The following is a 25,240-nucleotide window of genomic DNA, read 5'->3' on the forward strand; positions in this document are numbered from 1 at the left end:
CTTCTCAGCTTTCACTCTCTAATTGTCCGTGTTTGCTCCATATTTCAGCCTTACCGCGGATTTTCATTGCTGAGGTATGATCTGTGAATTGGGCAATGAGGACCTCGCCTTTATCAAGCTTCTCCGTATGATGAAACCGTGTATCCAGACCCCGGGTAAGCCCGATGACCTGAACACCGTTCTCTTTGGCTTTGACTACGATATAGTCGCTGCCTGATGGTGCAGGATTCACTTCATTGTTCTTCTCAGTCATTTGTGATCCTCCTTAAAATAGGGATAGCCTAAGTTTCTAAAAAACAAATGCCGCCTTGGAGGGCGGCATAGTTGTTATTCAAAGACTATGGGATAGATATGTAGAAATCTCTATTTGATTCCGTCTTTCAGCGCTTTACCGGGTTTGAATGCCGGTACCTTGCTCGAAGGAATTTCGATTTCTTCACCAGTCTGCGGGTTACGGCCTTTACGTGCGGAACGTTCGCGCACTTCAAAGTTTCCGAATCCAACCAGCTGTACTTTATCTCCGCTTTGCAGTGCACCTGTGATAGCTTCGAAAACGGCATCTACCGCTTTAGTAGCATCTTTCTTGGGAAGTTCAGTTGCTTCTGTAACTACGTTGATCAAATCTGATTTATTCATGTGTTCTCACCTCCCTGGGCAAATTTCCGGTATCATACACTGTTTCCGTTTCAACGCAAAATATACGTGATAATCCCGTTTATTACTGGATACTGGTGCCTCTCTTCTAGAAGCGCAACAAACTTATAGTAATACAGCCCACCCATAATTTCAAGGCGTTATACAAAAAAGGAGCAGAAAGTAGCATGTTTCCACACATTTTTTAGGTTTCTCGCAGTCTATTACTACCAAATATTCCGTAAAAACGGAGTCTTCCCTGGGAGAATCCCCCTTTTACTCTCTTCTAAACTGTCAGGCAAATCCAATAAAACAGCAGCACAAAAGAGCGGGATTGCTCCCGCTCTTATCTCGTACCTGCTTAAATTTAGAGAATTATGGCAATCAGTCCGCCTGAACCTTCGTTGATAATCCGGCCCAGCGTTTCCTGCAGCTTATAGCGGGCATTATCCGGCATCATGGCAATCTTGCCCTGGATGCCTTCGCGTACGATGGAATGCAGGGAGCGGCCGAAGATATCCGATTCCCAGATTTTGATCGGGTCATTCTCGAAGTCCTGCATCAGGTAACGCACCAGCTCTTCACTCTGCTTCTCTGTGCCGATAATCGGCGAGAATTCAGATTCGACATCAACCCGGATCATATGGATCGAAGGTGCTGTGGCTTTCAGCCGGACCCCGAAGCGGGAGCCCTGGCGGATCAGCTCAGGCTCATCCAGAGCCATCTCGGCCAGAGATGGAGCTGCGATGCCATAACCCGTAGTTTTGACCATTTCCAGTGCTTCCGAGAAGCGGTCATACTCACGTTTGGCATGGGAGAAGTCCTGCATCAGCTGGAGCAGATGATCTTTGCCGCGGATCTCTACGCCGACCACTTCCATGAGAACCTGGTCATACAGCTCTTCAGGCGCATACAGGTCGATCTCGGCTACCCCCTGGCCCATATTCATGCCGCTAAGACCTGCCCTGTCGATGAAATCATATTCAGTAAACTGGGAGACCAGCCGGTCTACATCCCGCAGGCGGCGGATATCCTTCACCGTATCACGGACGGAATTCTCGTAGCTGCTGCGCAGCCAGTGATTCTCGCCCAGCACCATTACCCAGCTAGGCAGATTGACATTGACTTCATGTACCGGGAATTCATACAGCACTTCACGGAGGACTCCGGTCACATCATCTTCCGTCATATTGGCGGCGCTGAGTGTCATTACCGGTATATCATATTTGAGTGCGAGCTCGTTGCGCAGCTGCTGTGCTTCCTCGCTGCGCGGGCGGGTGGAGTTAATGACAAGCACAAACGGCTTGCCAACCTCCTTCAGCTCAGCGATGACGCGCTCCTCGGAATCTACATATGAGTTCCGGGGAATCTCAGCGATGGTGCCGTCGGTTGTCACTACCACACCGAGTGTGGAATGTTCCTGAATCACTTTGCGTGTGCCGATCTCAGCCGCTTCCTGGAACGGAATCGGCTCCTCAAACCAAGGTGTTGAGATCATACGCGGACCATTCTCATCCTCATAGCCTTTCGCACCTTCTACCGCATAACCTACACAATCGACCAGCCGGACATTGACTTCCAGACCTTCCGCTACCTTGATCTGCACCGCATTATTCGGTACAAATTTAGGCTCAGTAGTCATAATTGTTTTGCCTGCCGCACTTTGCGGCAGTTCATCCACCGCTCTTACCCGGTCCGCTTCACTTGTGATGTTCGGAAGAACAATCGTTTCCATGAACCGTTTGATGAATGTCGATTTCCCCGTGCGAACCGCGCCGACGACGCCGAGATAAATGTCTCCGCCGGTACGCTCGGCAATGTCCTTGAAAATATCCACTTTTTCCAAAAGAGATCCCCTCCTCATATTACTCCGAAGAAAAAATGCCTGAAGAGCATCGACTTCGCGTTCCGCCGGCAAACTGACCCTTGCAGGACAACCACCGGACTAAGCTTTGCCCGCCCGAAGCCTAGCTACTGCCTGAGGCGGAACATGTTGCCCCGCGCTAAACTCCGAATGCTCGGACATGCATTTGGACTAGTATCATCATATGTATCCAGAACGGATTTATGACCCTCGTCCGTGCATTTTGCAGCTGAAATTTTGTATGCCCGCTCTAGCACGCCAATGCGTCACGACGCCCGGAAGTCTTCTCATCAATCCTATGAGGCCGGGTTTTCGCCTAGAACCACTTTAACTGCAGGGTTTGTAATTAATCCTTACAAATACAAAAAAACACCGGAATGATAATCCGGTGCTGCATCTAAAGCCTCTATTCTACCGGAGCCTGCGGAACCGCCTGGCCGTCAACCCACATATAAGGCAAGGACTTAACGGGCACGTAATACGATGCCTGCTCGAGCTCCAGACGCAGGTCGCGGTCCGCCTCTGGCGTTCCGCCATTCTTATCTATAGCTGAGCTGATATCCGCGCCGTAGTCGGCATATACGGTTCCGTCCTTGTCCATAAGGAACCGCAACAGTTGGCCGGAATATACACTGTCAAGTTTAATAGACGCTGTTCCTGCCTTCTTGGCATCAATCGAAGAGAGGCCCGGATACACCTCTTCTTCAACCGGCAGTACTCCCCCGTGCGCAGACTTGTAGAGGTTAACCTTGCGCTGGACATCATTAACCTTCTGCACGGTCACCAGGTCCATCAGCTTAACCTGAGGGTCACTTTCTTCGTCCAGAATCAGAAAATACGCGCTGCCGCCTTTCTCGAAAGACGCTGCCGGCAGTTCATCCAGGTATCCCTCCTGCTGCAGCTTATTCAGATCGACCACGAATTTCTCATATCTTGGCGTAGCTTCATCGCTGGTCTTGATCGGAAGCAGGCCCTCCTGCTCCTGATAGTCATCTACCGCTGCCTGCACCCGCTTTACACTCTCACGGTATCCGCTACCGGGCTGCTGCTGATCCGAATCTCCGGGATACATGCAGCCGCCAAGCGGCAATAGCAGCAGAACGACCCAGAGCAGCAGCGCTGCTCTTCCCAGCAATTGCCTGAGTTTCACCTCATACATGAAGTTGATAAATACGCCCCCTCTCTCTGTTATCCGCTAAGCCTTCCCGGTCACCATAAATCCTCTGCTTCTCCACGGCGCGCAGCTTCCAGTCTGCGGCGTACGGCCGCCTTAAGCGGGTCCTCGGGAATGTGCACGCTCACATCATCCCAAACGGCGGCCTGGCAGGCCAGACGGACGCCTTCATCCAGCAGGCTGCCCAGCTTGCGTCTCTCCGCCTCTGCCGGAGGTCTCAGCGCTGTCGAATCTCCCGGATCTATAGACACTTTGCACATTAGACAGCCGGCTTTGCCGCCGCAGCGCGTAGGCAGTACGATTCCGGCTTTGCGTACGGCCTCCAGCAACGATACGCCATACCCCACCGAGACGCGCCGGGTGCCGGGCAGGAAAGCGACATTTATTTTATTATGAGGTGCCATGATGTTGTTCCTTCCTTAGTTCAGGTTAAATCTGTATGGATGCAGGTATCCCCAGCAATGCCTCCAAATTCGTCTGCAGATGATCTTCCAGGTGATTCCCTTGAATGAGCTGATACAGCAGCGGCAGATGGGTGTCCAAATCCTGTTTGATCAGATCCGCTATGGCATGGCAGCGCTCGTCCCTGCCCCGCAGCAGATTAAAAATCAGCTCATGAACAGCCGGCATCAGGCGCACAAGGCCAATCCCTTCGAAGTTGCGTACAGGGGCGTATTGCTGCAGCATGCCGACATCCACCGAATAGTGCAAATCGCTGCTGCCCATTCTGAATCCGCCAACCAGCTCCGCCTTTGCCTCCCCCATGAAATAGAGACTGCGCAGAGAATAACAGCTCCCGCTGAAATCCTCTTCCGGCGGACTGACCGCATAACGGAGCAGCGATTGATGAAGACGCCAAGTATCCTCCAGGTCGCAATAGATATCAATATCACGCGGTGGTGCAGCCAGCCGGGCCCCATGCAGCAGCAGCCCGCAGCTTCCTCCCAAAAGCCATACAGGCGGGTTGCCCAGCCCATAGAATTCTAACTCTTCCACTATGCTGCAGAGCGCAATCTCCAGTGCATAGGGAATTCCTGAACCGCTCATCGATCTGCACACGCCCCATTCCTGTAAAATCATCTATCGATTCTGTCAGAAATACGTCTGTCTGAGTGCATTGTAAATGCTTACATAATTGAAGCGGCTCCGCCTAATATCCCGATCAGCATAATCACAAAAGCAAGTACGGATAATACGCCTCTAAGCCAGCCTTTGGTCCTGCTGCGTGCAAATGTAATCAAAAAAACCGATAACCCCATAATCAGTACCGCAATCAGAGACAGCCACATTTTCGTCATCGGATCCATGGTTCATGCGCCTCCATTTCACTATACCCGGATTGCGACTATTATAGCGTGAAACCTTAGATTTTATAAGTCTATTTTTATAAAAAAAGAGCAAAAACCTCAGAATCTGGATAGATTCCGGAGTTTTTGCCCTACGCAAGTAGAAAAGGAATTTGCCGGCCCTGAAGGGTTGGCCCTTTTCTGCGAGATATGCTATTTTTTCAGCAGCATTTTCATTAAAGACTCCATCGAACCGGAACCCGCGCCGCCTTTTTTGACTGCATTGATAATTTCCTGTACGGTAGCTTCACTGACCGGCACTTTGGCCATTGCCGACACCTGCTTAATTAACTGGCGGAGCTGGGCTTCATTCTGCGTAGTACCCGGCTTGACCGTACTGGCCAGCTTCTTGATGGCACCCTCCGTAATGTTCTTGCCCGCCTTCTTGTTGATGGCGTTCAATGCATCCTTGGAAAAATCTCTGCTCACTATTCATCCCTCCTCCGTCAATCCCCATAACAACATATGAGGTATTCCGGCAAAAGGTGAACGTGATCAGGAATGCCACTGCTCCCAGGTTTCCTGTGAAATGGCCTCCATCTCCGTCTTGCGGTCACGGCCCATCAAGGCTTCCACTGCATTACGCGGTGTTCTTCCCTTAAACAGCACGTGATAAATCTGGTCGGTAATCGGCATCTGCACGCCCAATTTAAGCGAAATCGCATATGCAGCTTCCGTTGTCCGGATGCCTTCCACCACCATGCCCATGGACTCCAGGACCTCTGCCAGCGGCTTGCCCTGGCCCAGCATGGAACCGGCACGCCAGTTGCGGCTGTGCTGGCTGGTCGCCGTCACGACAAGGTCACCGAGTCCGGCAAGGCCGGAGAACGTCAACGGATTGGCGCCCAGCTCTACGCCCACACGGGAAATCTCGGCCAAGCCGCGGGTTAGAAGTGCCGCTTTGGCATTGTCACCGAAGCCCAGGCCGTCGGACAGCCCTGCACCCAGCGCGATAATATTCTTCAACGCGCCGGCCAGCTCTACGCCGACCTGGTCGCGGTTGGTATATACCCGGAAGTCATTGTTAATGAACAGCCCTTGTGCAGCAGCGGCACGGCTGTCCTCAGGTGAAGCCACCACAACGGTGGTCGGACAGAGCCGCACCACTTCCTCAGCGTGACTCGGGCCCGAGAGGACAACGACCTGGCTTTCCTTGCAGCCGAGCTCTTCTGAGATCACTGTCGACATACGCTTCATGCTCTCCGTCTCAAAGCCCTTCGTAGCATGAATACAGAGCATGTCTTCCTTCCAGAAGGGCTTCAGGCTGTGCGCAACCTGGCGCATTCCGGAAGAAGGCGCAACAATAACTACCGCCTTCGAACCGGAAACAGCCGTTTCCATATCCGTAGTGGCAATAATGTTCGCAGGAAGAGTGATTCCCGGCAGAAAATGATGATTCGTATGGGCTTCATTAATCTCGGCAGCTTGTTCCGGCTTTCGCGTCCACAGATAAACCTCCGAGTGGTTAGCCGCCAGCACAGTGGCCAGCGCAGTTCCCCAACTGCCCGCGACCAGCACGGTTACTTTATCAGACAACGCGATTCGCCTCCTTAACTTTAGAGCCGATTTTGTTCTCACGGCCCTGTGAAATCTTAAGTATGTTACTGCGGTGACGCCAGAACGCGAACAGCGCGATAATCAGGCTGCCCCACAGCTCAGGCGCTGTGAACCCGGTAAACAGCAGGAATACCGGAGTCAGTGCCACGAAGATCAGCGAGCCCAGCGATACATAGCGGGTCAGAACGATTGCAAGAATAGCAATGATACCCGCAATCAACGCAGGCCAAAATACAAGCGTAGCCATTACGCCAATTGTCGTTGCAATGCCTTTCCCTCCGCGAAAGTGAAAATAGAGCGGCCAATTATGCCCGATGATGGCAGCGATACCACAGCCCACTGCAATCCAGGTTCCCCAGCCGCCGGCCCATGTTCCAAGCCAGACTGCGGCAATTCCCTTCAGTACGTCCAGAAACAGCACCAGTATGGCCGGTCCCTTCCCCATCACGCGCAGTGTATTCGTTGCCCCCGCATTGCCGCTTCCATATTGGCGGATATCGATGCCTTTAAGCAGCCGGGCGAGCAATACACTGAAGCTGATAGAGCCAAGCAAATAGCTTACAACGATAACCAGAAGTTCAAACGCCACTACTCTTCTCCCCTAACCTTCGTTTTCGGATTTGCGCCGTGTAAAGAGACGGATCGGTGTGCCTTCGAAATTGAATGCCGCGCGCAGCTTGTTCTCCAGATAACGCTCATAGGAGAAGTGCATCAGCGAAGGATCATTGACGAATACCACGATTGTCGGCGGCTTCGTAGCAACCTGGGTTACATAATTGATGCGCAGACGGCGTCCTTTGTCTGTTGGAGGAGGATTGATCGCTACTGCATCGGATACCACATCGTTCACCAGATGCGTGGTAATCCGGAGAGCATGCTGTTGTGCGACATGCTGCACGACCGGCAGCAGCTTCTGCAGGCGCTGTTTGGTAAGCGCAGACAGGAACACTACTGGCGCATAGCTCATGAACAGGAAGTGATCACGGATATTGCGTTCGAAATTCTGCATCGTCTTGTCGTCTTTCTCAATGGCATCCCATTTGTTGACGACAAAGATAGAGGCTTTGCCCGCATCATGGGCATAACCGGCAATATGCTTGTCCTGATCGATAATGCCCTCTTCCCCGTTGATCACGACCAGCACAACATCAGCGCGCTCAATAGCCTTCATGGCTCTCATAACGCTGTATTTTTCCGTATTTTCATAGACCTTGCCGCGTTTGCGCATGCCCGCAGTATCAATAAGCACATAACGCTGGCCATCCCGTTCAAACGGCGTATCAATCGCGTCGCGTGTAGTACCCGCAACATCGCTGACAATTACACGTTCTTCGCCAAGAATAGCATTCACCAGCGAGGATTTACCTACATTCGGACGGCCGATCAAAGCTACACGAATGACATCATCGTCATATTCCTCATCGGTTTTATCAGGCAGACGTTCAACAACCGCATCCAGCAGATCTCCGATTCCGGTTCCGTGGCTTCCTGATATTCCGATCGGGTCGCCAATTCCAAGGCTGTAGAATTCATAAATATCCTCGGTACGCTTCATGTTATCCACTTTATTAATAGCCAGTACGATCGGCTTGCCGGAACGGAAAAGAATCTGTGCTACTTCTTCATCCGAACTCGTAAGTCCGCTCTTCGCCTCGCACATAAAGACGATGACATCCGCTTCTTCAATGGCCAGCTCCGCCTGAACGCGGATCGACTTCAGAATGGCGTCTTCACCGTCAATCTCAATCCCACCGGTATCAATCACACTGAAGGATTTGCCGTTCCAATCGGAAACTCCATATATCCGGTCACGTGTAATCCCCGGTTTATCTTCTACAATGGCCAGTCTATCGCCAATCAGCCTGTTAAAAATCGTCGATTTACCGACGTTAGGCCTGCCAACGATGGCCACAACGGGTCTTGCCATATTCATTCCTCCTGTCTTCCTTACGTTACTCATCATAGCAAAAAACAATACAATTGGCTAACAGTCTTACAACTGTTCTGCCGCTCCGTACCTGCCTGTAAAACACAATCGGCGAACCCTCGTATCGAGGGCTCGCCGATTACTTTACCCGTTATGATGAAATAACAAAGGGATTAGTTGTTACCCTTGAATTTGTCCAGCTTATCGCCGAAACGTTCAGCCAGTGTGAAGCTGAGGCCTTCATTGCTGAGCGATACGTTAGGATTGTTCAGCACTTCTTTTGGCGCTCTGTCTCTGCTGTTGCTGCGTTCAGGTCTAGCCGTAGGAGCCGGAGCTTCTTCGGTTTCCTTGATGCTGAGGCTTACGCGCTTCTCGGATGGGTTGAAGTCAAGCACTTTCACTTGTACTTCCTGTCCTTCTTTGAGCACTTCATGCGGAGTACCGATGTGCTTGTGGGAGATCTGGGAAATGTGCACAAGGCCTTCAACGCCTGGAAGCAGTTCAACGAATGCGCCGAAGTTTACAAGGCGTTTAACTTCGCCTGTAACTACATCGCCGATGTTGATTTGGCCGGCTGCGGAATCCCAAGGACCTGGCGCAGCGGCTTTGATGCTGAGGCTGATTTTGCCTTTTTCAGGATCAACCTTAAGTACTTTAACGCGAACCTTATCACCTTCGGATACTACATCAGATGGCTTCTCAACGTGGTTCCAGGCGATCTCGGAAACGTGAACCAGACCATCAACGCCGCCTACATCAACAAATGCGCCGAATTGGGTCAGACGTTGTACAGTACCTTCGATGATTTGTCCTTCGGACAGCTCAGCCATGATCTTCTGTTTGTTAGCTTCGAATTCTTCTTCCAGAACTTCTTTGGCGGAAAGAATAACCTTGCTGTTCTCACGGTCAAGTTCTTTCACTTTCACACGCAATGTGCGGCCTTTGTAGTCGCTGAAATCTTCAACGAAGTGACGCTCAACCATGGAAGCCGGAATGAATCCGCGCGCGCCAACATCAGCCACGAGGCCGCCTTTGACAACGTCAGCCACAGTAACTTCGAAGGATTCCTGGGAAGCGAAGTATTTCTCAAGATCTTCCCATGATTTTTCGCTGTCGATTGCACGTTTGGAAAGCACCAGGCTTTCCTTGTTGTCGTTGATGCTGACAACCTTGCATTCCACTTCTTGTCCGACTTCTACCGCTGCTGCGGCATTGTCCAGTTGTACGGAAGACAATTCGCGAATAGGAATTACGCCGTCGTATTTATATCCAATGCTTACATAAGCTTGGTTATCTTCGATTTTGACGATCGTTCCTTTCACGGTATCGCCTTTTTTCAAAGAAATGATTTCCAGGCCTTCTTGGCTTGTCACTTCTTCTTCGGTACCCGTAACAGCTTCTGCGGATTCCACAGCTTCTGTTTCTTCCACGGTATCGTTGTTCTCAACGTTATCCGCAGCTTCTTGATTTTTGATTTCTTCAGACATGTGATTACCCTCCTCGATTCAAAACCCCATTTATTTAAACCCGCGCATAGCAGAGTTCAAAACAATCATCACTTGCACTTTATACGTTAGTATGTTCCAAAAAATAACGGTTATGCTGTTAATCATCTGCATTCGCAGAAGCAGCTGCACGGTGCCCCGGTTTAGCGTGCACTGGGCTTGCCTGTTCGGATCATCTCGTGGATACGCCCCATGATAACATCGGTTACCGCCTCCAGAGATTCACTTCCCGTACCTTCAAACGAACTGAGATCTATGGGAGCCCCGTAAACAACAGTCATCCGGCGAAAGGGCTTGTAAGATCCGATAATGGCTGCAGGTACAACGGCAGCGCCGCTGCGAAGGGCAAAACTTGCTGCGCCTTTCTTAGCTGCACCGGAGTCAGAGTTGCGCGTTCCTTCCGGAAAGATGCCCATAACATTTCCGCTGCGAAGCGTATTAAGGGACGTTTTTATGGATTCTTTGCTTACGCCTCCACGTTTGACAGGAAAAGCGCCCAGTTGCTTAATGAGCCAGCCTAGTACAGGAACATTAAAGAGCTCCGCCTTGGCCATGTATTTGACCTGTCGTTTCAGCTTAATACCAATCGTCATCGGATCGAGCAGGCTGATGTGATTTGCGCAGAGCAGGACTCCGCCCTCCTTTGGCACATTTTCTCTTCCCACAATCTTAAGCGGGAACAGTATGGCATAAATCAAGCGAAGCAATCCACAGCAAATTGCATAAATCATAGATGATTTCTCTCCCCGTCAACATAAGTTCTGCAGTGGGAGACGATGGCTTCCACGGCCTGACTGATATCCATATGGGTCGTATCCAGAAGAACAGCGTCTTCGGCACGGCGCAGCGGTGAAATCTCACGGCCCTCATCAAGACGGTCCCGCGCTGCAATATCATGTTCAAGCTGCTGGAGAGTCACTGTTTCCGTATCCTTCAGTTCCTTGTAACGACGGAGAGCACGCTCCTCCACACTTGCCGTCATGAAAATCTTCACTTCGGCATCCGGCAGCACGGTCGTACCGATATCCCGGCCATCCATTACGACTCCCTTGCGGAGCGCCATCTGGCGCTGCAATTGACTGAGTCTGGATCTGACACCCTCGATCTTCGAATACTGCGACACTTGGCCGCTGACCTGAAGACTCCGGATATGCGGGGTCATGTCTTCCCCATTAATCAACACTTTCTGCACGTCTTTCTCCGGAAGAAGATCAATATTCATGCCCTGGACGATCTGATCCACCAGTTCATGTTCCTCCGCAGATATGCCTTCACGAATCATATACCAGGTGATTGCCCGGTACATCGCACCCGTGTCCACATAAATGTAAGACAACTCCCGTGCTACCAATCGGGCTACAGTACTCTTGCCTGCCCCGGCAGGTCCGTCGATGGCGACGTTAATTCTGTCGTAAGTATGTGTCCCCTGCCTGTCCAACGGGGCATTCCTCCTCAAACACTCTCCGCAGGAAATATGCCTATCGGCATATCTCTCTAGGGACTTGCTGATATTATCAAGAAAAAAGCAGGCATTGCCTGCGACTTATAAAATTATACCACAGTTTATACCTCAGTGCAAAATGACCCGGAGGTTTTTACGGAGAAAAAAAGCTTATATTGATGCCTTTTTGGGATTCCTGCACAGTCCTATCAACGGTTACGGAAATCAAATTGGCGTTCAAAACAGTAACGGATTATTTTTTGGCGTTCCGAATCGGATATTGCCGAAAATTTTACCATAACCAGATTACGTCCGGTTTCCAGCTTCTTGATCCGCACAATCTCACCCTCGAAATTAACATGCTCCGTGCTGCCGTTGCGGTACGATACCAGCAGCCAGCAGGCAAGCTTATCTCCTACCTTCAGTGCAATTTTGGCATCGCTGAGAAACGAGGTTCCGCCGCCGCCGATATCCTCAGTCCGCACCAGAAAACGGCTGCCCAAGGAGTCCTTAACGGCAAGCTCCAGCTCGGCATTGACGCGGAAAAAGCTGCGGCGCTGGATTTTGAAGATGGATTCTACAGCAGGCTTGCGCAGCCGCACCATCCGGATGACCTCTTCCTTGAAGCCAATCACATGAGTATTGAAATAATTCTTAATTCCGCCTTCTGTAAGAAAATAAACAGACAGCTCATCACCGACAAACAATTTTTTCAGCCGCCCGTTACTCTCCTGCATGGGGATTTCTATCAGGAAAGTCTCATCCTCCATGTCAGCAATTCTTGCCCGGTATTCGATCTCTGACTCCGCTGCATCGCTGGAAGCAACCTGTAGGTATAAATATTCGTTGATTTTGGGATACAAACCTGTCACCGCCGCTTGAGTTAGTAATTAATGCTAACCCGATTATAGCATGGCCTTTCATGCCCGGTCAGAAATATTATTAAGCCACGGGAATGAATACCGGTACACGCCCGGCAAAAAAGGCGCTTTCCGGTTTCGGAAATACGCCTTTCCTAAAGATTAAGCTTATTCTGCTGGAATCTCCGGTTATTTGTCCTGCGCTCCTGAGGAGGTACGGACCTGCTCAACCGATTCCTCATTCCCGTCTGCAGCATTCAGATAGATCCGGAACTGTGAGCCGTTGATTTTGCCTCCGAATTCATACGTCAGCAGTTCTTCGGCATCTTCATTCTCAATCCAGGCCAGCCTGTTATACAATTCTTTGAACTCCGGGTTCAGCTTGGCTCTGACTTCGGCCAGGGACAGCTGCGGCTTAGGAATCTCACGTTTTTCCTTATGCTCATGCACATAATCGCTGGCCTGAAATCCGGTTGCTTCCCCCGTATCCAGTCCGACCCGCACCGACATCTTCTCCGGATAGATCAGCACGCCGTCCTGGCTCGTAACGAAGGTCAAATTGCCCAGGTTATCGTATCTGTCAGCACTGACTGCAGTCATGCCGGGATATCCCTTCTTCTCCAGAAACTTGCCCGCCTTCTCCACAGCCTGCTTCATCGACACCTTGGCCGGACCCACTTCTCGGTTGTCGTTGTAGGAGATCAACAATCCGCCTTCTGCCGTGAAATCCATGGTGACCGGCTCTTTGTGGTCTGCCGAGGTAATAGTTGCTGTGTAGGATGCCCATTCGGTCCCCTTACCATTTTCCTGGATCTTCACTTTTGCATTCCCGCCCAACCCGGCAAATTTTAGCGCCTTGGCTTTGACCTGCTCTGCTGTGACGGGCTTGCCGCCCAGCTTCTTGACAGAACGCTTATCATATATACTTGCTACCGAAGGGCCATAGTCCAGCTCAGGATAGGCAGCAACCCGCTTGTCGACCGTTTTGAACCCGTCAATGATCGTATTGTCTTCTGCTTTCTCCTCTGTAGCCAATGCCGTTTCGACATCCATCCAGCGCAGCCGGTTGCTAATGACTTTGTTCTGGACATCCTGCAGATCCTTGGAAATCTCAGCCGAATTGGCATAGAGTGTCTTCAGGTTGGCCATTTCCCCTTCTGTCAGCGGCTGCTTGGTGAAATCCCGTACCGCTGCCTTATAGGAGAAATTGGAGATCTTTGAGAGAAATTCTTCCGTCTCACTGAACGGCAGCAGCGTAAGCGGCAGCTGGTTGATCTCGTTCTGCGCCTCGCTCGTAATCCGCCATACATTCACCAGACCTTTGCGGTGCATTCCATTGGAGGTGGTGTTGACCGCCAGCGTATTACCCAGCTCTCCATGAAGCCGCTCCACATGATAGGACAGATCATGGAACGCACGCTGATATTGATTCTCCGCTTTGATCAGAATCGAATTCTTCTCCTGGTTCTCCTGATACCCCCAGACCAGCGCTCCAAGCAGCAAGAGTGCGGTAAGCGGGAACATTATGGCACTTAATCTTTTGTACATAGGTCCGCAAAACTCCCTTCATTAGCTTATTGCCGTTAGTTTGACAATAACTGAGAAGTCTTATGCACCCGGAAGACCCATTAAAGGAAGTGAATACTTCCCATAATCCCAACACAATGTGGGGACTTAGCTCAAGAAACGGCTTGTCATGCCCGTTCTTCGATGTCGAAGCCGCTGACACTGCTGCACAAGCACTGCTTGAAGCCGGTCTGGATGATCCCCTGTTCCTTGCTTCCTCTTAATATGTAAGTTTCTCCGCACTGTTTGCAGACGATCCGAACTTTTACACGCAAAAAAAGACACCCCTCTCCTCTCTGGAATTCCTTGCATAAGGAACTGCCCTGTAGGATTAAGTGTGTCCATCTCTTTTATAGGTTAACCTCTTCCTCCCGCTTCAAAAAACGAAACGGGGAGCGGCTGTTGGCCCGCGCCACCTTGCCCATCCCTCCGTACCATAAAACAGCCATCAGGGGCACGATGAACCAGATCCAATAGTTTGCCGTAGTTGTCAGTATAAAATCATAGATCCCGTGCCAGAGCCAAGGCAGCAGCAGGGAAATAAGCAGAATCCCCCTGGTCTTGACTCCTTTTGAAAACTTGGCCCTTCCCATATGGTAACCCATAATCACGCCAAACATGGCATGGCCGGATACCGGAAGCAGCGCCCTCATGACCATTGAACCGATTGAAGCATTGCTGTACCAGGCATACATTACATTCTCTATCGTTGCGAAGCCGAGCGAAATCGCTACGGCGTATAGTATTCCATCATAGGGCTCGTCAAATTCGGTATGATTGTAAATCATATGGTACAGCACAAACCACTTCAGACCTTCCTCCACGCCGGAGGAGATCAGAAACGAATCTACATAAGGGCCGCCGTCCAGACCAAGCACAAGACCTCTCTGGATGATCATCACCGGCAGAACGATAATCAGGCCGAGCAGGAACACCTTCAGCACCATATGGAGCGGCTCCTGATCATACTTGTCTTTCAGATAGAAAAAAGTCAGCAGCGCAAGTCCCGGTGCCACTGCTGACGAAATGACCGATAACAAAAGCACCGAATAGCCTCCCCGCGCCTAAAAACTAGTATCTCCTGAATTTCAATACAGGGCTGAACTACTGCCCGTCCTCAAGATCGGCCGTCTCCCGTTAGTAAACCTCAGTAAGAGCAATTAAGCGGGTGCTTCCTTGCCCTTACCTGCTTTATTCCTGGCGTTTAAAATGAGTGCACAATGTCTGGATTGCGTTCTCCGCCATCACTGTTTTGCCGTATTCAGCCAGTACAGCCTGGGTAACCGGAGAAGAATCACCGAACTCCGCAAGCACGCCTACAAGACCCGATAATGCCGCTTCTTCAAATTCCTTCGGATCAAAGTAGAGATACCATTTATCATTATAAGAATACAGCTGTCCTTGAGAAGTAATATTGCCGATGAGCACATGGGCCGCTTCAACCAGAACCTCAAAATCGCGGAATGCATATACAATGGAGTCGCTTTGTTCAAGAGTAACTTCCATCTCGTAAATCTCTTCAGGCAATTCATCTTCCCCGGAACCACCGTACGAATGGTGATCATATTTCCCCCGGGTCACAATAACGACCATGCCTTGCGCGGGCAATGCGAACACTTCCACGGCAAGCGGACCTGTAGCGTCAAAACCAAGTTCACTGTACGCCTGATCCATCATTTCCGTAAAGAGGTCGTGCACCTTGGGAACTTCCTGCCACATGTCTTCCTTCTGGATGCCCCGCTCGCTCAGGTCGTCAAAAGTGAGGAAAATCCGTATCTTATCTTGACTTAATCGCTCTATTCTCATGACAGGATCCTCCTTTTGCAAGCTCATTTAGTATTAATGTATGATGAGTCCCGAGTAATGAGCCAAAAATGGTTACTATGTATGTATGTTATCATTTTGACGCTACAAATGCACGTAAATAAATATAGAAAAGGCCCAATTTACTGCCCAATATCTGCAAAGCACGGCTTAGCCGCCTATTGGGTGTATGCACATGCATGTATTACAAACCTCCTCCAGGCTAAAAAAAAGAACCATTCCGGCGACTTTGGAGTCTCCAAAATGATTCTGAAGCGGCCTGTTCCGGTTACAATCCCGGTATGGCTGTATGTGTATCCTTAAGAATCTGTTCTACTTCATGCTTCACATCGGGATTGCTGCGGATGAAGTCTTTCAGCATATTCAGGTTGGACTCTTTGGACTTCACCGGAGAATCCTCATGTTTGTGTTCGCTGCTGCCGGATGCATGAGAGCCGTTATCATGGCTGCTGCCCTCAGCGGTACTTCCGAAGCCGGTCATAGCCATTCCCATAATTTTGTCCTTGGCTTTCTCACCGGCATTTCCTGAAGAACCGGCCGTATGAAGCAGTGAAGACATCATGGCGCTGCGTTTTTTGGACATAATCATACTGGCGGCCGCACCCATCACCACTCCGCATAGAAATGACGAAGTATTCATATCTCTAACCTCCTTGTATGGTAAAATCATGCTTAGTGTTCGCGGAAAGATTCCGGCTCATACAGCCAAACAACAAGAAAGCGAGATGAAAAAAGTGGGTAAAGCGACAACACTGCTGCTCCTGGCTGCTTTTCTGCTGTCAGCCTGCAGCAACAATGACGGAAATACAGGCAGCACTGCTGCGGGGAATGAATCGCAGCCTCCGGCTACAATACAGCCTGCCACAGGGCAGCCGGCCTCCGCTTCGGCTCAGCCGGACAGTTCTGCCGGAGCATCTCCTGCTGCGCAGGCTACACCTGCCGTAACTCCTGCAGCTGCAGTCACAGCAACAGTTCAGCCAACCGGGGCAGCAGCTTCAGAGGAAGTACCGGTGCTGTACCATATGAACAAAAACTACGACATCATCCCGAACGATGCCGCAACAAACAAAAAGGTCGTCCTGCTGACCTTCGATGACGGGCCCAAGGATGCGGAATTAATCAATCCGCTGATGGATACGCTGGACAAGCACAAGGCCAAAGCCATTTTCTTCGTCAACGGTTACCGGGTGAAGGAGCATCCCGAGCTGCTTGAGCTGATTCATAGCCGCGGAGGCATTATCGGGAACCACAGCTGGGATCACATTGTGCTGAAGGATAAATCCGAGGTGGAAGTAAAGAAACAGATTGAAGATGTGCAGAATATTGTCAAAGAAGTCACCGGTGAGACCCCACAGTTCTTCCGTCCGCCGCACGGGGCAGGCGGTGATGTCGGCAAGAAGATTGCTGCTGACAATGGCCTGCTCTATATGACCTGGTCCGTCGGCTCGCTGGACTGGGAGATGAAGGAAAAGGATGCCAATAAAACGGACAAGCTGATTACGAATGTTACCAGCCAGCTGCATTCCGGCAGCAACATTCTGATGCACGAGCTGCCTTGGACTGTTGAGGCGCTGGATACACTGCTTACTACGCTTGAAGGCAAAGGCTATAGCGTTGTCGATCCGCGCAGTATCGAGCTGAAAATGCGTTAAGTCTATCTGAAAAATTCAAATAGTTAGAGGCTGTCTCATAAGTACATTTTCAACAAAAGAAACAGCCCATATTTGTTCAAGAAGCCGTAAAAAAACAGTAAGGCAGCGATTTTCCTGTTATTGGAGAATCGCTGCCTTGCTTTTTTGGTCCACCGTGGTTTGCTTTAACATATGATCGGCAAGCGAAAGCCAACCGACCTCAAGCGTCACATTTTCCATGCGCGAAGTAGACCGTGCCGTAAGGCTTACACAAGGGCATAGCCTTCCTCGCTTCGCCGGATAGTCCCGAGCCTGCTCCTGGTAACGCAGGTTTATAAGTGCTGATCCTGCATGCAGCGCAGTGTCAGTACATGCATCTCGGCCGGGCTGCCCCAGCGCAGCGGTAAGTGCGCAGTGCCGAAGCCACGGCTGATCAGCATCTTCAGCGGGTGTGCGGAATTCCCGTACCCGGGAATTTCGTACCTGCCGGCATTGTAGTGACGGTAAAAGTCATCGCCATGCCTGCTTCCGATAAAGGGAAGCACCACTTGCCCGCCATGTGTGTGTCCAGCCAAAATAAGATCGGCGGGCACTTCCTGCTGCCGGGACAGCCAGAGCGGATCATGCACAAGGATGATCCGCAGGAGCTCTGAATCCCCGGCTGCCACTGGCGGCAGCGCTGAATACGCCTTCTTGCCGCCAGTTCGCGGGAAATCAACACCGGTGAGGATAACCTTGGACCCGGACCGTCCGATAGTCACATTCTCATCCAGCAGCAGTCTGGCTCCGCTGCCGCGGATGATATTATCGACAAGCGAGATATTTGCCCGGTAATCATGATTGCCATGCACAGCGTAGACAGGCGCCTCCAGCGAGGCCGTCAGCTTCATATTATCCGCCAGGCGCTCTGCCGGGCTGCCCTTCTCCGTCAGATCGCCGCCCAGGAAGACTGCATCCACCTTCCCGCGCAGGGGTGCCAGCATGGCCGCGGGAAGACGGCGGCGGTGAATATCGGTAATGAACAGAATACGGAAGCCGTCAAAAGCGGCCGGCAGTCTGTCCAGCACTATTTCCTCGGCAATAATGCGTTTTTTGAAGGCTGCGGCAACCATGATTATACCCATGATGCCTGCAGCTCCCGCACATACACTCAAGAAAATCAGCAGCCGCATCACTGCCATAACTCCCGCAGCGGAGGCGCTCCCTTGATTCCCCAGAACAAAAGAAAGGCAAGCAGCATTATAAATATGACAATCAGTGAGTTAATGAACATTTTACTGAAACGGATTCGTTCGGACGGATAACTCTGCGCCCGGGAAGGCGTTGCCTCCCCCTCCTGCTGTTCTGCTTCATGCTTCGGTTTCTTCTGGGCCTGCTGTCCGGCATGGCGGACCTTCCTGGACAATATTCCAGGTGCAACTACTGGAGCATCCGGCGGTCCGGCAACTGCATCGGAAGTACTATTTCCATTTTTTTCTTTGACAGGAGACTGTCCTCCGCCCTTATACTGTTTCTGGCGGGACCTTACCCGGCTTAATTCTTCACTCATGATGTCCTCCTGTAACGAATCACCATTCCGGAGAACAAATCTATGAGGAAGTGGCACAGAATCGGGGCCCATAGACTGCCGGAATGGATATAAATGTAGCCAAGGCCGTAACTGCTGAGAAATACCCAGCCGGTTGGAATCCAGTGGCGCAGATAGCGCACATGAATCACAGCGAAGAGAATACTCGTCCAATACGGTCCGAGTGAATGCTGTATGGCACCGCGGAACAGAAGCTCTTCGCATACTGCAACAACCGCTGCAATGACAACGATATGCCACAAAGGACGGTTGCCGAACAGCAGTTCATTAATCCCCCCGTCATCCATGCTGTCTTCAGGCACAATATGGGTCAGCAGGAAATCAACAACCAGCATAACAGCTGCGAGTCCAAGGCCCCAATACACAAAATGTACATTCTCCGGAAAATTTAATATGTGAATAGGATTTCTCTTCTGTAATAATATCCATATCAAACCGATAAATAGAGTAAGGCCTTGAGTAATATACAGATTGATCAAGAGCAGCTTGTCTGTTAACTGCTGAGGATCGGCCTTTTTAATTTTGATTTCACCTAATTTGAATTTTTTCATCGTAACCTGCCTGTTCTATAAATATTTTTACATAAGATAATTTCCCTATACGAAGGAGCACTAATTATGAACAGCCGTACCTCCCGCACTCAAATGTTGTACACACTAGGTTTTATATTATTTTTAATATCCGCATTCGCCTCATTTTTTACGGGAGTAAAGGTTGGAGCAGACAAAACGGAGGCCAAATATGCACAGCTGACCGGCCATGAAGTTACGGAGGAATTCTCCGGCTCCTACCAGCAGCAGGACCTTGTTACGTTCTATCATAACGTATTTCTGCCGTATCGGGAATTCAAGCGAAACTGGAACGATCAGGTGGACACCCTTGCACGCAGCACAGATGCACGGCAGAACGCGGCAACATTGAAGAACCTGAGCATTCTGGCGGACAAGCAGTACGACAAGGTCACACAGGATTCCCTCTTTACCAATTCACCGCTGCTGTATGAGTCACAGCTTAACGTTCTTAAGAGTCTGACTCTCTTCTCACAGGCTTCAGGCAAGGTCACAGCAGGATCCTCAGGAGCAGAAGCCGCCAAGCTGCTGAGAAGCGATAACTTTACGTCCAGCGCTGTGAAATTCGGCCTTATGGCCCAGAAGAACTTCTATGATTCTATGCTTAAGTGGGGGTCCAAAACTAACTCTGCTATACCCGATGAATCCGGGGATCTGAAGACTCTGACTTTCATTCAGTGGAAAAAGATGCCCCTGCTGCTTAAGAATGCTTCCATCGCCAACATGATGCTGAACCGCGGAATTTATGCCGGCTATGACCCGCAGGATATTACGGCCAAGATTGACGATATGATCTACTCCGGAACCGCTAGTTCCCTGAAGCTTGCGGATATCCAGTCTTCGGTCACCCTGCTCATTTCTACCGGTGCTGTGCAGGAGCAGGACTTCATCAAATGGCGGGAACAATATTACGGCAAGGAAACGATGCCGCAGCTCCCTTTCTTCTATGAGTAAGACCAGTTATTGCATCATAACGAAAAACAGGGCGCACTTCAAGGCGGCTCATCGCAGAATAAGCCTATTGACACACTTGGCATCACCATGTTACATTATGAAAAATTAATCAAGCAAAACCGATGATGGAACAAAGATTACTGATGTCTTCAGAGAGCCGGTGGGTGGTGCAAACCGGTGGCAGACGGAAATCTTTAGCGCTCCTGAGATATTGTATTGAACCTTGAGTAGATACAATCGGATCACCTCCGTTACCAGTGTGGCCTTTGCAGGCCAATGAGGCTGCTTCTTAACCGTTGCAGTGAATTAGGGTGGTACCACGAGAACTCTCGTCCCTTACTACGGCAGTAGTATGGGGTAGGGAGTTTTTTTTGTTACCCGGATCCTTTGAAATCACCCTGCCCGCCCAGACTCTGCCTGAATCAGTACTTCTGCACGCCTTTTCTTTTATGCGACAACGCGTTGCCCCGTTATTCTGACAAATTTCAACCTTTTATGAATCAGGTACTGCGGATTACCCTACCAGGGCATCCTTGGCATATATATTAGGCTTTCCAATTTGAAGGAGGACAAGAGACCATGTTTAAAGTATTAGTATCGGATCCGATCAGTGATTTGGGCATTCAGAAATTGATGGACGCAAGCGATGTGACTGTGGACAAGAAAACAGGACTTAGTGAAGACGAGCTTATTGCAATCATTGGCGAATACGACGGCTTACTCGTCCGCAGCCAGACAACCGTGACTGAGAAAATTATTGCAGCCGGTACTAATCTTAAAGTTATTGGCCGTGCCGGGGTAGGCGTGGATAATATTAAGCTGGAGGCAGCTACACAACGCGGTGTGGTGGTCATTAATGCTCCGGACGGTAATACCATCACCACCTGTGAACATGCTTTTGCCATGATGATGGCTCTGGCCCGTCATATTCCTCAAGCCTATGCCAAGACTATTTCCGGCGTATGGGACAAAAAGACCTTCCTGGGCGTAGAGCTGCGCGGCAAAACGCTGGGTGTGCTCGGCATGGGACGGATCGGCAGCGAAGTGGCCAAACGGGCCAAAGCTTTTGGAATGGACATTCTTGCCTATGACCCGTTCCTGACTGCAGACCGTGCGGAGAAACTGGAAGTGAAGCTGGCTTCGGTAGACGATATCGTCCGCGGGGCAGATTTCATTACTGTTCATACACCGCTGACACCGGAAACGCGCCATATGATCTCCCGTCCGCAATTTGAAGTCATGAAAAAAGGGATGCGCATCATCAACTGTGCCCGCGGCGGTGTAATTGATGAAATGGCGCTGGTTGAAGCTATCGACAGCGGCATCGTTGCCGGCGCAGCCTTTGACGTCTTCGAGAAAGAGCCGCCTGAAGCGGATCACCCGTTCCTCTCCCATCCAAAGATTATCGTGACCCCGCATCTGGGTGCCTCGACCGTAGAAGCCCAGGAGAACGTTGCGATCGATGTATCGGAGCAGGTGCTGCATATTCTGCGCAACGAGCCGTTCATCAACGCCGTGAACATCCCTCCGGTTGCTCCGAGTGTAATGAACAAGCTGCAGCCATACTTCACCCTCGGCGAGAAGCTCGGCAGCTTCGTGACCCAGATTACAGACGGAGCGATCCGTGAGATTCATGTGGAATATGCCGGTGATCTCTCCGATGTGGATACACAGCCGCTGACCCGCTATATTGTCAAAGGCGTGCTCTCCCGCCATTTCGCCGGTGATGTTAACATCGTCAACTCGATGCACCTGGCAAAAACGCGTGAAGTCAATGTAGTAGTGACCAAGGCTTCCAAGACCAAAGGCTTCACTAACCTCATTACGGTTACGCTCAAAGCTGAGCATGACGAAGAACGCCTGGTTGCCGGCACCCTGCTGCAAGGCTATGGTGAACGGATTGTGCAGGTTAATAAATTCCCGGTGGATATCGCTCCGGAAGGCCATCAGATCGTAATCTCCCACAACGACAAACCGGGGATTATCGGGCTCGTCGGCACATTGCTCGGCCAGAATGACGTCAATATCGCTTCCATGCAGGTTGGCCGTAAAATTGTCGGTGGAGCTGCCATTATGCTGCTGACTGCTGACAAGGCTGTTCCGCAGGATGTATTGGTTAAACTGGCCGGATTGCCGGAGATCAATACTGCAGAAGAAATCACTCTGCTGTAGAACGCAGCTTTATACCCGGACAGAATTAGAAGGACACAATTAAGCGCACACAAAAACACTCTTTAGGAATGACGGCCCTGCCGGCATTTCAAAGAGTGTTTTTGATTAATATTAATCTTTATATATGACAAACCCCGGCATATATATATGATAAACTTAAAGTATTTTCCGGCAGAAACTAATCTCACTATAATAGGAGGTATCCGACTAATGAGAGCAGACCGCTTATTGTCGATCCTGCTGCTGCTGCAAAGCCGCGGCAAAATCAGCTCCCGGGAGCTGGCACAAACACTGGAGGTATCCGAACGGACCATCTTCAGGGATATGGAGTCCCTGAGTATCTCCGGTATTCCCGTGCTGGCTGAACGCGGCCGTGAAGGAGGCTGGAAGCTGGCTGAGGGGTACCGGACCTCCTTGACAGGTATGAACCCCAAGGAAATCGGTGCGCTGCTGCTGCCGGCAGATCCGGCGATTATGCAGGCACTCGGGATTCAGGAAGAGTTCTCTTCCGCCGTACGTAAGCTCCAGGCCGCTGGGGCAAGGCAGCCCGCTGCAGCTTTCAGCTTCCTTAATGAGCGTATCCATATTGACGGTGCGGGCTGGCATCCGTCCGGCGAGACCTACCCCTGCCTCACTGCATTACAGGAGGCCATATGGGAGGACCGTAAAGTGAGAATCTGTTACTTGCGCGGGGATGATAGTACTGAACGGCTGATTTCACCATTTGGGCTCGTAGCCAAACGTGGTGTCTGGTATACCGTAGCCGAATCAGACGGTGAAATGAGGACCTACCGGGTATCCAGAATCACTAGTGCTGAAGTCACGGATGAACATTTTAACAGACCTCTTGATTTCAATCTGGCGCAGTACTGGGAAGCCTCTACTACGGCATTCAAATCTGCATTGCCCCGTTATCATGCCAAGCTGCTCGTGAAAGACAATATAATGAAGGATCTTAAGCAGGAGCGCTATGTTTCCTTACTATGCCAGGAGCATTCATCGTCTCCCGGCTGGCTCTCAGTGGAAGCCGAATTTAACACGCCGGAGTCTGCCTGCCGGATCATATTATCCCTGAGTCCGGGCATAAGAGTTACTGCCCCGGCGGAGCTCGCAGACAATGTTGTATCCACCCTGCGGGAAGCGGCTGCATTATATGAAGACAATGTGCAAAACTACTCTTAGTGAACAGCCCGGAAAGAAGTTTTATGTCAGTTCTTACAATAGACCGATTACGCTCTAATCCCCTATAATATTACAATACACAATATTTATTTCTAGGGGGAACTATAGTCTATGGACTGGATGAACAAGCTGCCGTTAAAACAAAGAATCGTTGCCGGATGTTACCTGGTTGCCGCTTTATTCGCTGTCCCTGTGTTAATTACTCTGATCGTAATGGGAAAGGTAATTATCGGCATTATTCTTATTGCGGCATTGGCTGCGCTGACCTACCCGCTTGCGCGCTTTATTGAGAGAACGCTTACATCCTCGTTCGAGGACATCTCTAATGTGACGCATACGATCGCCAAAGGCGACTTCACCAGCCGTGCTGACGAGAATGGATCAATGGGCGACATCAGCCGCTCCTTCAACACCATGATTGATAAATTGAAGAAGATCCTGACCGATGTTTCACAGCTTACCCGCCAGGTTATGGATGCCAGCCGGGGGATCGAGGACAAGAATCAGAACCTGAAGATTGTAATGGCACAAGTAGCCTCCTCTTCCAATGAACTGGCCCTGGGCGCGAATGAAATCTCAGTAGATATCGCCGATATGACAGAATCGATCAAAGATATCGAAACCAAAGTCTCCAATTATACGAACTCTACCAAAGAAATGAACAAACGCTCCGCCCATACGCTTGAACTGGTTGAACAGGGCCGCCAGTCTGTGGATACTCAAGCTGAAGGCATGCGGAAGAATATCCAGGCTACGCAAAAAGTAGCAGATACGATTGAGGCACTCTCACAGAATGCCCGCGGTATTACCATGATCACCAAGACCATCACGGAAATTGCCGAACAGACCAACCTCTTGTCGCTTAATGCCTCCATCGAAGCTGCACGCGCAGGTGAGCATGGACGCGGATTTGCAGTTGTGGCCCAGGAGGTCCGTAAGCTAGCCGAAGAATCAACCGCTTCCACCAAAGAAGTATTCGGGCTGGTACGCAGTATCGAGGCCGACATCAAGCAGGCTATCGATAACATCGCTATTAATGAAGAGGTTGTCCAGGTGCAGAACCAGATGATTACGGAGACCGCAAATATTTTCGCCCAAATCGTACATAGTGTGCAATACATAACCGAGCAGATCTCCTCTTTCTCCGCAGAGAGTGATCTGATGCTGGAGAGCGCGCTCAAAATTTCCGGGGCGATTGAGAATATCTCCGCTATTACCCAGGAGACGGCCGCAGGTACTGAGGAGGTATCCGCAGCCATGAACGAACAGATCCATGCCTTGCAATCCGTCGCGGAAGAGACCGAGAAAATGACACAATCTGTCTTCCAGCTGCAAAAAACGATCCATATTTTCAAATTCTAGCATCAGCCCTAAAAGACCGTTTCTGCAGATCAGTCTGCCGGAACGGTCTCTTTTTGGAGAATATAATGTAATATTCACAAAGTGT

The 25,240-nt window shown here is 50.5% G+C and carries 28 protein-coding genes and 1 other annotated feature; of the genes, 6 read left to right on the top strand and 22 right to left on the bottom strand.

All coding sequences use genetic code 11. From position 1 onward, the window contains the following. Positions 1-4: 4 nt before the first annotated feature. From mtrB to ypeB, 16 genes are all read right to left on the bottom strand, one after another. Positions 5-253, bottom strand: coding sequence for a trp RNA-binding attenuation protein MtrB (gene mtrB, locus PBOR_RS22455; protein ID WP_042215542.1), 249 nt, complete (start codon positions 251-253; stop codon positions 5-7). Positions 254-363: 110 nt separating this feature from the next. After that, on the bottom strand, positions 364-636 hold the full coding sequence (locus tag PBOR_RS22460; protein ID WP_019909963.1) for an HU family DNA-binding protein: 273 nt from the start codon (positions 634-636) through the stop codon (positions 364-366). Positions 637-1,000: 364 nt separating this feature from the next. After that, positions 1,001-2,479, bottom strand: coding sequence for a stage IV sporulation protein A (gene spoIVA, locus PBOR_RS22465; RefSeq protein WP_039301803.1), 1,479 nt, complete (start codon positions 2,477-2,479; stop codon positions 1,001-1,003). 424 nt (positions 2,480-2,903) lie between these two features. Next, positions 2,904-3,656 (bottom strand): YphF family lipoprotein, encoded by a 753-nt coding sequence (locus PBOR_RS22470; protein ID WP_042215545.1) that lies wholly within the window; start codon positions 3,654-3,656, stop codon positions 2,904-2,906. A gap of 50 nt (positions 3,657-3,706) precedes the next feature. Then, on the bottom strand, positions 3,707-4,075 hold the full coding sequence (locus PBOR_RS22475; RefSeq protein ID WP_042215546.1) for a 2Fe-2S iron-sulfur cluster-binding protein: 369 nt from the start codon (positions 4,073-4,075) through the stop codon (positions 3,707-3,709). A gap of 25 nt (positions 4,076-4,100) precedes the next feature. Continuing rightward, on the bottom strand, positions 4,101-4,751 hold the full coding sequence (locus PBOR_RS22480) for a hypothetical protein (protein WP_157764098.1): 651 nt from the start codon (positions 4,749-4,751) through the stop codon (positions 4,101-4,103). Positions 4,752-4,798: 47 nt separating this feature from the next. After that, positions 4,799-4,978, bottom strand: coding sequence for a DUF2768 family protein (locus PBOR_RS22485; protein ID WP_039301791.1), 180 nt, complete (start codon positions 4,976-4,978; stop codon positions 4,799-4,801). Positions 4,979-5,170: 192 nt separating this feature from the next. After that, entirely contained in the window at positions 5,171-5,446 is a 276-nt protein-coding gene (locus tag PBOR_RS22490; RefSeq protein ID WP_042215550.1) for a stage VI sporulation protein F, read from the bottom strand. Between the two features lie 66 nt (positions 5,447-5,512). After that, complete coding sequence (locus tag PBOR_RS22495; protein WP_042215552.1) at positions 5,513-6,553, bottom strand: NAD(P)H-dependent glycerol-3-phosphate dehydrogenase; 1,041 nt, start codon at positions 6,551-6,553, stop codon at positions 5,513-5,515. Beyond that, positions 6,546-7,163, bottom strand: a complete 618-nt coding sequence (plsY, locus tag PBOR_RS22500; RefSeq protein ID WP_042215553.1) for a glycerol-3-phosphate 1-O-acyltransferase PlsY — start codon at positions 7,161-7,163, stop codon at positions 6,546-6,548. The genes PBOR_RS22495 and plsY overlap by 8 nt, the downstream gene beginning before the upstream one ends. A 12-nt stretch (positions 7,164-7,175) precedes the next feature. Beyond that, positions 7,176-8,501, bottom strand: coding sequence for a ribosome biogenesis GTPase Der (gene der / locus PBOR_RS22505; RefSeq protein ID WP_042138631.1), 1,326 nt, complete (start codon positions 8,499-8,501; stop codon positions 7,176-7,178). Positions 8,502-8,674: 173 nt separating this feature from the next. After that, positions 8,675-9,988, bottom strand: coding sequence for a 30S ribosomal protein S1 (gene rpsA, locus PBOR_RS22510; protein WP_042215554.1), 1,314 nt, complete (start codon positions 9,986-9,988; stop codon positions 8,675-8,677). A 161-nt stretch (positions 9,989-10,149) separates the two neighbouring features. Then, complete coding sequence (locus PBOR_RS22515; RefSeq protein ID WP_042215556.1) at positions 10,150-10,737, bottom strand: lysophospholipid acyltransferase family protein; 588 nt, start codon at positions 10,735-10,737, stop codon at positions 10,150-10,152. Then, the gene (gene cmk / locus PBOR_RS22520) at positions 10,734-11,444 is read right to left on the bottom strand and encodes a (d)CMP kinase (RefSeq protein WP_042215558.1); all 711 of its coding nucleotides are present in this window, start codon (positions 11,442-11,444) and stop codon (positions 10,734-10,736) included. Before cmk ends, PBOR_RS22515 begins: the two co-directional genes overlap by 4 nt. A 212-nt stretch (positions 11,445-11,656) precedes the next feature. Next, positions 11,657-12,310 carry a flagellar brake protein gene (locus PBOR_RS22525; RefSeq protein ID WP_174479827.1) on the bottom strand — a complete coding sequence of 218 codons (654 nt, stop codon included), beginning with the start codon at positions 12,308-12,310 and terminating at the stop codon, positions 11,657-11,659. A 186-nt stretch (positions 12,311-12,496) separates the two neighbouring features. Beyond that, on the bottom strand, positions 12,497-13,855 hold the full coding sequence (gene ypeB, locus PBOR_RS22530) for a germination protein YpeB (RefSeq protein WP_042215562.1): 1,359 nt from the start codon (positions 13,853-13,855) through the stop codon (positions 12,497-12,499). Positions 13,856-13,944: 89 nt separating this feature from the next. Here ypeB and PBOR_RS37760 point away from each other — a divergent pair, with 89 nt between their 5' ends. After that, the gene (locus PBOR_RS37760) at positions 13,945-14,097 is read left to right on the top strand and encodes a hypothetical protein (RefSeq protein ID WP_218918851.1); all 153 of its coding nucleotides are present in this window, start codon (positions 13,945-13,947) and stop codon (positions 14,095-14,097) included. A 126-nt stretch (positions 14,098-14,223) separates the two neighbouring features. Here PBOR_RS37760 and prsW read toward each other — a convergent pair whose 3' ends face one another. The 3 genes from prsW to PBOR_RS22545 form a co-directional block, all read right to left on the bottom strand. Further along, positions 14,224-14,919, bottom strand: a complete 696-nt coding sequence (gene prsW / locus PBOR_RS22535) for a glutamic-type intramembrane protease PrsW (protein ID WP_039301765.1) — start codon at positions 14,917-14,919, stop codon at positions 14,224-14,226. A 145-nt stretch (positions 14,920-15,064) separates the two neighbouring features. After that, the gene (locus PBOR_RS22540; protein ID WP_042215565.1) at positions 15,065-15,679 is read right to left on the bottom strand and encodes a genetic competence negative regulator; all 615 of its coding nucleotides are present in this window, start codon (positions 15,677-15,679) and stop codon (positions 15,065-15,067) included. A gap of 286 nt (positions 15,680-15,965) precedes the next feature. Beyond that, complete coding sequence (locus PBOR_RS22545; protein WP_042215567.1) at positions 15,966-16,337, bottom strand: hypothetical protein; 372 nt, start codon at positions 16,335-16,337, stop codon at positions 15,966-15,968. Positions 16,338-16,422: 85 nt separating this feature from the next. Here PBOR_RS22545 and PBOR_RS22550 point away from each other — a divergent pair, with 85 nt between their 5' ends. After that, positions 16,423-17,349 (top strand): polysaccharide deacetylase family protein, encoded by a 927-nt coding sequence (locus PBOR_RS22550; RefSeq protein ID WP_245647867.1) that lies wholly within the window; start codon positions 16,423-16,425, stop codon positions 17,347-17,349. 311 nt (positions 17,350-17,660) lie between these two features. On the opposite strand, the gene PBOR_RS22555 is transcribed toward PBOR_RS22550, so the two are convergent. From PBOR_RS22555 to PBOR_RS22565, 3 genes are read right to left on the bottom strand one after another with little or no spacing between them, the layout of a single operon-like run. Continuing rightward, positions 17,661-18,452 carry a metallophosphoesterase gene (locus tag PBOR_RS22555; protein WP_245647869.1) on the bottom strand — a complete coding sequence of 264 codons (792 nt, stop codon included), beginning with the start codon at positions 18,450-18,452 and terminating at the stop codon, positions 17,661-17,663. Positions 18,453-18,499: 47 nt separating this feature from the next. Beyond that, the gene (locus PBOR_RS22560; RefSeq protein ID WP_042215571.1) at positions 18,500-18,877 is read right to left on the bottom strand and encodes a hypothetical protein; all 378 of its coding nucleotides are present in this window, start codon (positions 18,875-18,877) and stop codon (positions 18,500-18,502) included. After that, positions 18,874-19,467, bottom strand: a complete 594-nt coding sequence (locus tag PBOR_RS22565; protein WP_042215573.1) for a CPBP family intramembrane glutamic endopeptidase — start codon at positions 19,465-19,467, stop codon at positions 18,874-18,876. The genes PBOR_RS22560 and PBOR_RS22565 overlap by 4 nt, the downstream gene beginning before the upstream one ends. Before the next feature lie 66 nt (positions 19,468-19,533). Between PBOR_RS22565 and PBOR_RS22570 the strand changes: the two genes are divergently transcribed. The 4 genes from PBOR_RS22570 to PBOR_RS22585 all read left to right on the top strand — a co-directional run bounded on the left by PBOR_RS22570 (position 19,534) and on the right by PBOR_RS22585 (position 25,155). Next, the gene (locus PBOR_RS22570) at positions 19,534-20,439 is read left to right on the top strand and encodes a hypothetical protein (protein ID WP_042215576.1); all 906 of its coding nucleotides are present in this window, start codon (positions 19,534-19,536) and stop codon (positions 20,437-20,439) included. 113 nt (positions 20,440-20,552) lie between these two features. Beyond that, positions 20,553-20,779, top strand: a binding site (T-box leader). Positions 20,780-21,018: 239 nt separating this feature from the next. Continuing rightward, positions 21,019-22,611 carry a phosphoglycerate dehydrogenase gene (serA, locus tag PBOR_RS22575; RefSeq protein ID WP_042215578.1) on the top strand — a complete coding sequence of 531 codons (1,593 nt, stop codon included), beginning with the start codon at positions 21,019-21,021 and terminating at the stop codon, positions 22,609-22,611. A gap of 210 nt (positions 22,612-22,821) precedes the next feature. Then, positions 22,822-23,793, top strand: coding sequence for a helix-turn-helix transcriptional regulator (locus tag PBOR_RS22580; protein WP_042215582.1), 972 nt, complete (start codon positions 22,822-22,824; stop codon positions 23,791-23,793). 111 nt (positions 23,794-23,904) lie between these two features. After that, positions 23,905-25,155, top strand: a complete 1,251-nt coding sequence (locus PBOR_RS22585) for a methyl-accepting chemotaxis protein (RefSeq protein WP_042215584.1) — start codon at positions 23,905-23,907, stop codon at positions 25,153-25,155. Positions 25,156-25,240 lie beyond the last annotated feature (85 nt).

The organism is Paenibacillus borealis (assembly GCF_000758665.1).
Taxonomy (GTDB): Bacteria; Bacillota; Bacilli; order Paenibacillales; family Paenibacillaceae; genus Paenibacillus_AQ; species Paenibacillus_AQ borealis.